The organism is Thermosinus carboxydivorans Nor1 (genome assembly GCF_000169155.1).
Lineage (GTDB): Bacteria > Bacillota > Negativicutes > Sporomusales > Thermosinaceae > Thermosinus > Thermosinus carboxydivorans.
In genome coordinates, this window is the sequence record NZ_AAWL01000044.1 from 1 (window position 1) to 5,885 (window position 5,885).

The window sequence follows — 5,885 nt, forward strand, 5'->3', positions numbered from 1 at the left end:
CTCCGACGATATCTTACTAATTCCCGTAATTCCCTCTGCTCACGACTTGGAATATAACTGCCCTGCAGTAACCCATGCCGTAGTAACTCAGCTATCCACTCTGCATCTTTAACATCTGTCTTGCGTCCCGGAACTGCTTTTATGTGTTGTGCATTGACTACCAAAATCTCAATTCCCGTATGTTCTAAAAGATTGTAAATTGGTTTCCAGTAAACTCCCGTGCTTTCCATAGCTACATGACTACAGCCGTGACTTTGAAGCCAGCTTACTAATTCATGCAAGTCGTCCGTCATAGTGCCAAATGTTCGAATTTCTTTGTTGTCAGGTGTGATAACGCAGGCAACGATAATCTTCTTGTGAACATCCATACCACAACAGCGTTCATGGACAATGCGGATTACTTGTTTCATGAGAAGATCCCCTCTGCGGCCTTATTTTGCGACTGGTGCAGTAACCCTTGTACGAGTAATCTACTCCGCGTGCTTCCTAAATGTAGGAGCAACAATTTGTGGTGCACCAGGTAACTGGGGTTCAGTCTACCCTTCAGGCTCGAAGCACTAGCAAGCTATCGACCTCTCTTCGCCAGCCGCAAAAAAATTATTCTACATATGCACCTGGTTTTCATTCTTTGTTGGTGTCGTGCTAACGACATGGGGGGTCTACCCCGAAAATATCAAGGTAACGCCGATGGCCAAAGGAATTGTGGATAAAAACTGCCTGCGCTGCCATGCAACGACGGTAGAAAACACGCCGCTGGCGATTGGCAACCAAAGCTGCATTAAATGTCACCGCGGCTTAGTTCATGGCGGCAACATCGCAGTTAAAGGAGGAGTTCCCGTTGAGTAGAGCGCAAAAATTTCTCGCGGTTTTTTTAGCCATCACCGTGCTGTTTTTTGGCTTTATTGTCTTTAGAGTATGGGGCGCTAAACCCCCGGCCACGGTAAAGCTTACGCCGATACCGCAAGGCGAATACGACCCCGCTGTTTGGGGGAAGTATTATGGTCTAGAATATCAGACCTGGCTGAAAAACAAAGAAATGGCTCCTTCGCCTACCGGCTACGGCGGCAGTGTTAAAGAGCAGAAGTCAGTAAAACAAACGGCATTGCCCCATAACTTCAAAGGCTACCCTTTTGAAAAGGACTATACCGAAGACCGCGGCCATCCGTACTCCCTTGAAGACCTGCGCACATCACACCGCATTGGCCCCACCAGCAAAGGCTCCTGTATAACTTGCAAGACCCCGCAGATTGAACAGTTTTACAAAGAAATGGGCTGGGGTTATACCCAGCGCCCTCTCTCGGAACTCCTCGATAGGTCCCAGCATCCCGTAAGCTGTGGAAACTGCCATAATCCGGAAACGATGGCCTTGCGGGTTATTAATCCGGCTTTCATTGAAGGTCAGGCGCGGCGCGGCATCGATGTCACCAAGGCCAGCCGCGAAGAAATGCGCAGCTACGTCTGCGGCCAATGTCATGCCGAGTATTATTTTGTTCCCGGCACTTTTCAGGTCGTGTTTCCTTGGGATAAAGGCTTGACGCCCTCGGCCATGTACGAGTATTACAGCGCCAACCCCAATAACTTCACCCAAGACTGGCAGCATGCCGATTCAAAAGCGCCCATGCTCAAGGCGCAGCATCCTGATTTCGAAGAGTGGCAAAACGGCACTCACGGCAAGGCTGGCGTTTCCTGCGCCGACTGTCATATGCCGTATATGCGTCAGCAGGGACGCAAGTACACATCTCACTGGGTTACAAGCCCGCTCAAACATTTAAACGAAGCTTGCAGCACCTGTCATAACGAAGGACCGGAGTGGCTCTTTGAACGGGTAAAGACTATTCAAGACAATGTCTGGCAACTGCAGCACCTGGCTGAACAAAAAGTTTCCCGCGCCCATACAGCGATTAAAAAAGCGAGCGAAACAGCTAATGTCAACCAGACCGAGTTAGCCAACGCCCGGGAATTGGTACGTAAAGCGCAGTGGTATTGGGATTATGTGGCAGCCGCAAACAGCATGGGATTCCATAACTCGGTGCAAGAACTTAATACGCTTGGCCAGGCCATCGATTTTGCCAACTTGGCAATCGAAGCAGCTAACCGGGCAGCGGGGACCAATACGCTGTAATGTATGACATAGAGGAATCGCAAGTTTTTAGCAGCGATTCCTTTCCAATTTTGCGTTAGAAGAGGTGCAGGTATGGAATTTACAAGTACACTATGGGACTTATTTCAGAAACGCAGTTTCAGCCGGCGCTCTTTTCTCAAAACCTGTGTGGCCCTTACCGGTATGATGGGTTTGGCGCCGTCCATGATGCCGGAAGTGGTGGTCGCCGCGGAACGCAAACCGCTGCCGCTTGTCATCTGGCTTCACGGCCACGAATGTACTGGGTGTGATGAGGCCTTTATCCGCGCGCAGAAGCCGTTGGCCTCGGACATTGTGCTCAATCTCGTGGCCTTAGAGGATATGGAGGTGCTGGGCGCCGCCGCCGGGGAAGCGCTGGAGCGTCACCACGATGAAATCGTGGCCAAATATCCTGGCAAGTATCTGCTTCTCTTTGAAGGGGCGGTTCCACTAGGTGACGATGGTATTAGCTGCGTCGTCGGCGGCAAACCCATTGTCGAAAAATTACGCGCCACCGCCGCCGGTGCGGCGGCGATTATTGAGGTGGGAACATGTGCGGCCTGGGGCGGCATCCAGACTGCTAAACCCAATCCCACCCGGTCAGTTGCCGTTAGTGATGTTATTAAAGGCAAGACCATTATCAAAGTGCCTGGCTGTCCGCCCATGCCGGAGACTATTGCCGGTACTATTTATCATGTGGCTCTGTTCGGGGTGCCGCCGCTCGACAGCCACGGGCGGCCCAAGATGTTTTTCGGCAACCGCATCCATGACACATGTTATCGGCGCGCTTTTTTCGATTCGGGCATGTTTGTCGAAACCTTCGACGACATGGGCAGTAAGGCCGGCTGGTGTCTGTATAAGGTGGGATGCCGGGGACCGGTAGCATACAATTCCTGTGGCAACTTGCGGTGGTGGAATGGTCTTTCTTACCCTATCCAGGCCGGCTCGCCCTGTGTGGCCTGTGCGGCCAATGATTTTTGGGACAATGACCCCTTCCATCAGCGGCTGCCCAATATTCCGCTGCCTAATACTATTGCCAACGCCGATAAAGTCGGCGCGGTAGCCGCCGGCGCCACTCTTGCCGGCGTGGTGGCGCACGGTCTGCTGTCGGTGGCCCAGCACCGCTGGCACCGGGACCAAGAAGGGAATGAGAACCGCGAATGATAGGCAAGAAAGGAATGGAACATGAAGCGCATTGTTGTTGATCCGATGAACCGTATTGAAGGGCATTTGCGCGTAGAAGTGGTGGTTGACGAAACAAGTGGCAAGGTTCAGGACGCCCTATCCAGCGGGACGGCCTGGCGCGGTCTTGAACTTGTTCTGCGCGACCGCGACCCGCGGGACGCCTGGCTTTTTGCCCAACGTTTCTGCGGCGTTTGTACCACCGTTCACGCCCTTGCCTCCGTCCGCGCCGTCGAGGACGCTCTGAACATCGAAATTCCCCGCAACGCCAACTATATCCGCAACATTATTGCCGCTCAGCAAATGGTTCAGGACCATATTATTCATTTCTACCACCTTCATGCTCTTGACTGGGTCAGCCCGGTGGAAGCGCTGAAGGCTGATCCTGCGGCCACCGCGTCATTGCAAAACGTCATCCTGGAGAAATACCGTCTCCCTTTAGCCGGGCCGGTGGAATTCGACACCAGCGCCTACCCCCATGACTTTCCTAAGGCTGCGTCTGCCTATTTCCGGGAGCTCCAAAATAAAGTCAAACGCATTGTGGACAGCGGGCAGCTTGGTATTTTTGCCGCCCACTGGTGGGATCATCCCGATTATGGGCTGCTGCCGCCGGAAGTTCATTTGCTCGGCATTGCCCATTACCTTAACATGCTCGACCGGCAGCGCGAACTGGTGGACTCGCATCTCGTCTTTGGCGGCAAAAACCCTCACCCGCATTATGTGGTCGGCGGCATGACCTGCTCCATTTCGCTTAATGACATGAATGCGCCTGTCAACAGTGAGCGCCTTGGTATCGTGGATACTTCGATCAACCTTGGGATCAATGCAGTAAATTATTTTTATCTGCCCGACCTTTTAGCCATCGGTGATATATATGTTAAGAAAGGTTATGTTGATGGCGGAGGACTGGCGAAACAGCGAGTGCTGGGGTACGGCGATTATCCGGATGACCGTTATTCCGGCATTGCCAACGGCGATTTCCACCAGAACCTCCTGCTTCGCTGCAATGGCGCGGTGGAAAACTTTGGCACTGGTTTGGCCGCCGCCGTGTATCACAACCTGGAAGCCAAAGATCTGCTTGATCCCAATGTTTTAACCGAAGGGGTTGGGCATGCATGGTATACCTATTCTCAGTCGGGCGATTTGCATCCCTGGGACGGCGTTACCCAGCCTAATTTTATCGGACCTAAGGATGGCACCAAAACTAATTGGAAGTATCTGGACGAGAACGGTAAATATTCGTGGGTTAAAACACCGAAATGGCAGGGTAAGACTGCCGAGGTTGGGCCGCTAGCCCGGTACATTATCGTTTATACCAAAGTAAAGAAGGGGATAATGCAGCCCACTTGGGTGGAAAAGATGATGGTCGACCAGGTAGATGCTGTGTCGCAGGTCTTCGGCTTGCCGCCGGAAAAATGGATGCCCACAATGGTGGGGCGGACGGCCTGCCGAGGCCTTGAAGCTCAGGTCATGGCTTATTTGGCCAAATATTACTTTGACAAGCTGATGAAAAACATTCGGGCCGGCGACACCACGGTGGCCAATATGATTAAGTTTAACCCCGCCAGTTGGCCGAAGGAAGCGAAAGGTGTAGGAATTCACGAGCCGCCGCGTGGCGCCTTGGGCCACTGGGTAATCATCCGTGACACTAAGATCGCCAATTACCAGGCCATCGTTCCGTCGACCTGGAACGCTTGTCCCCGTGACGGCAAGGCCGGGTATGGTGCTTACGAGTCAGCCATGATCGACACCCGGGTGAAGGTTGCCGAAAAACCCCTTGAGATTCTTAAGGTAATACATTCTTTTGATCCTTGTCTGGCCTGTGCTACCCATCTTTATGACGCTGAAGGCAAGCCCATTAGTGTTGTTTATTCTGATGCCTATTGCCGCGCCTGATTTTATGCAGAAAGAGCAGCGGTACGATGTCAAGAGGCTAATTTAACATAAAAAACTATGTATTGCTGCTACCTAAGGTGGTGAACCGAAAAAAGGCAAACCTTAACTAGACCCACCAATATCCACATCAAGATGGTAATATATGGTAACTGGTGGACAAAGAAAAATGGTCTTTTTAATCGGTTATGTCAGACTCCCCCTTCTGGTTTATAAATTCGGTTGGTACGCAGCAGAGAATCGACCAACCGTACCAGTTTACGGGCTGTAAGCGCAAGGGCACGTTTTGTGGCAAAGGTTTTAGGCTCGGCCAGCTTCTGAGCGTAATACCGGGCGAAAACAGGGTCGTGCACCCTGACACTGTTTGCCGCTTCCATCAAATAATACCTCAGATAGCGGTTGCCGGAAAGAATAAGCCTTGATTGGGCTGCCGTAAAGTTGCCTGATTGATGCTCAGTCCAAGCAAGACCGGCAAATTTAGCTAATTGGCGATGATTTTTAAATTGGTTGATATCGCCAATTTCGGCCAAAATACCGGCGGCAAAGATTGGGCCAATGCCCGGAACTGTATCAAGGGTCTGGGGAATAGTCGCCAGATGGTCTTCGATAGCCTTGTTAAGGGATTTGATTTGCTCCTGAAGAGTACGGATGACCCGAATGAGCGAAGCCATAGCTAAATTAACGGAATCGG

6 protein-coding genes are annotated in these 5,885 nt (G+C 51.8%); 4 read left to right on the forward strand and 2 right to left on the reverse strand.

All coding sequences use genetic code 11. The features are described 5' to 3' along the window. Positions 1-410 (reverse strand): IS110 family transposase (locus TCARDRAFT_RS14340; protein ID WP_040683517.1); only part of this gene is annotated, 410 nt, incomplete at its 3' end. 229 nt (positions 411-639) lie between these two features. Here TCARDRAFT_RS14340 and TCARDRAFT_RS15645 point away from each other — a divergent pair. The 4 genes from TCARDRAFT_RS15645 to TCARDRAFT_RS14360 all read left to right on the forward strand — a co-directional run bounded on the left by TCARDRAFT_RS15645 (position 640) and on the right by TCARDRAFT_RS14360 (position 5,197). Then, entirely contained in the window at positions 640-846 is a 207-nt protein-coding gene (locus tag TCARDRAFT_RS15645) for a hypothetical protein (RefSeq protein WP_156784737.1), read from the forward strand. Then, positions 839-2,122, forward strand: a complete 1,284-nt coding sequence (locus TCARDRAFT_RS14350) for an ammonia-forming cytochrome c nitrite reductase subunit c552 (protein ID WP_007290684.1) — start codon at positions 839-841, stop codon at positions 2,120-2,122. The genes TCARDRAFT_RS15645 and TCARDRAFT_RS14350 overlap by 8 nt, the downstream gene beginning before the upstream one ends. A 72-nt stretch (positions 2,123-2,194) precedes the next feature. Further along, on the forward strand, positions 2,195-3,283 hold the full coding sequence (locus tag TCARDRAFT_RS14355) for a hydrogenase small subunit (protein WP_007290685.1): 1,089 nt from the start codon (positions 2,195-2,197) through the stop codon (positions 3,281-3,283). A gap of 21 nt (positions 3,284-3,304) precedes the next feature. Beyond that, complete coding sequence (locus TCARDRAFT_RS14360) at positions 3,305-5,197, forward strand: nickel-dependent hydrogenase large subunit (protein ID WP_007290686.1); 1,893 nt, start codon at positions 3,305-3,307, stop codon at positions 5,195-5,197. Positions 5,198-5,385: 188 nt separating this feature from the next. On the opposite strand, the gene TCARDRAFT_RS14365 is transcribed toward TCARDRAFT_RS14360, so the two are convergent. Further along, positions 5,386-5,885, reverse strand: a 500-nt coding sequence (locus tag TCARDRAFT_RS14365; RefSeq protein WP_007290687.1) for an IS110 family RNA-guided transposase, incomplete at its 5' end; no start/stop codon positions are given.

Coding starts and splice junctions, on each gene's coding strand:
- TCARDRAFT_RS14360 (WP_007290686.1), top strand. CDS start 3,305: ATGAAGCGCATTGTTGTTGATCCGATGAACCGTATTGAAGGGCATTTG.
- TCARDRAFT_RS14355 (WP_007290685.1), top strand. CDS start 2,195: ATGGAATTTACAAGTACACTATGGGACTTATTTCAGAAACGCAGTTTC.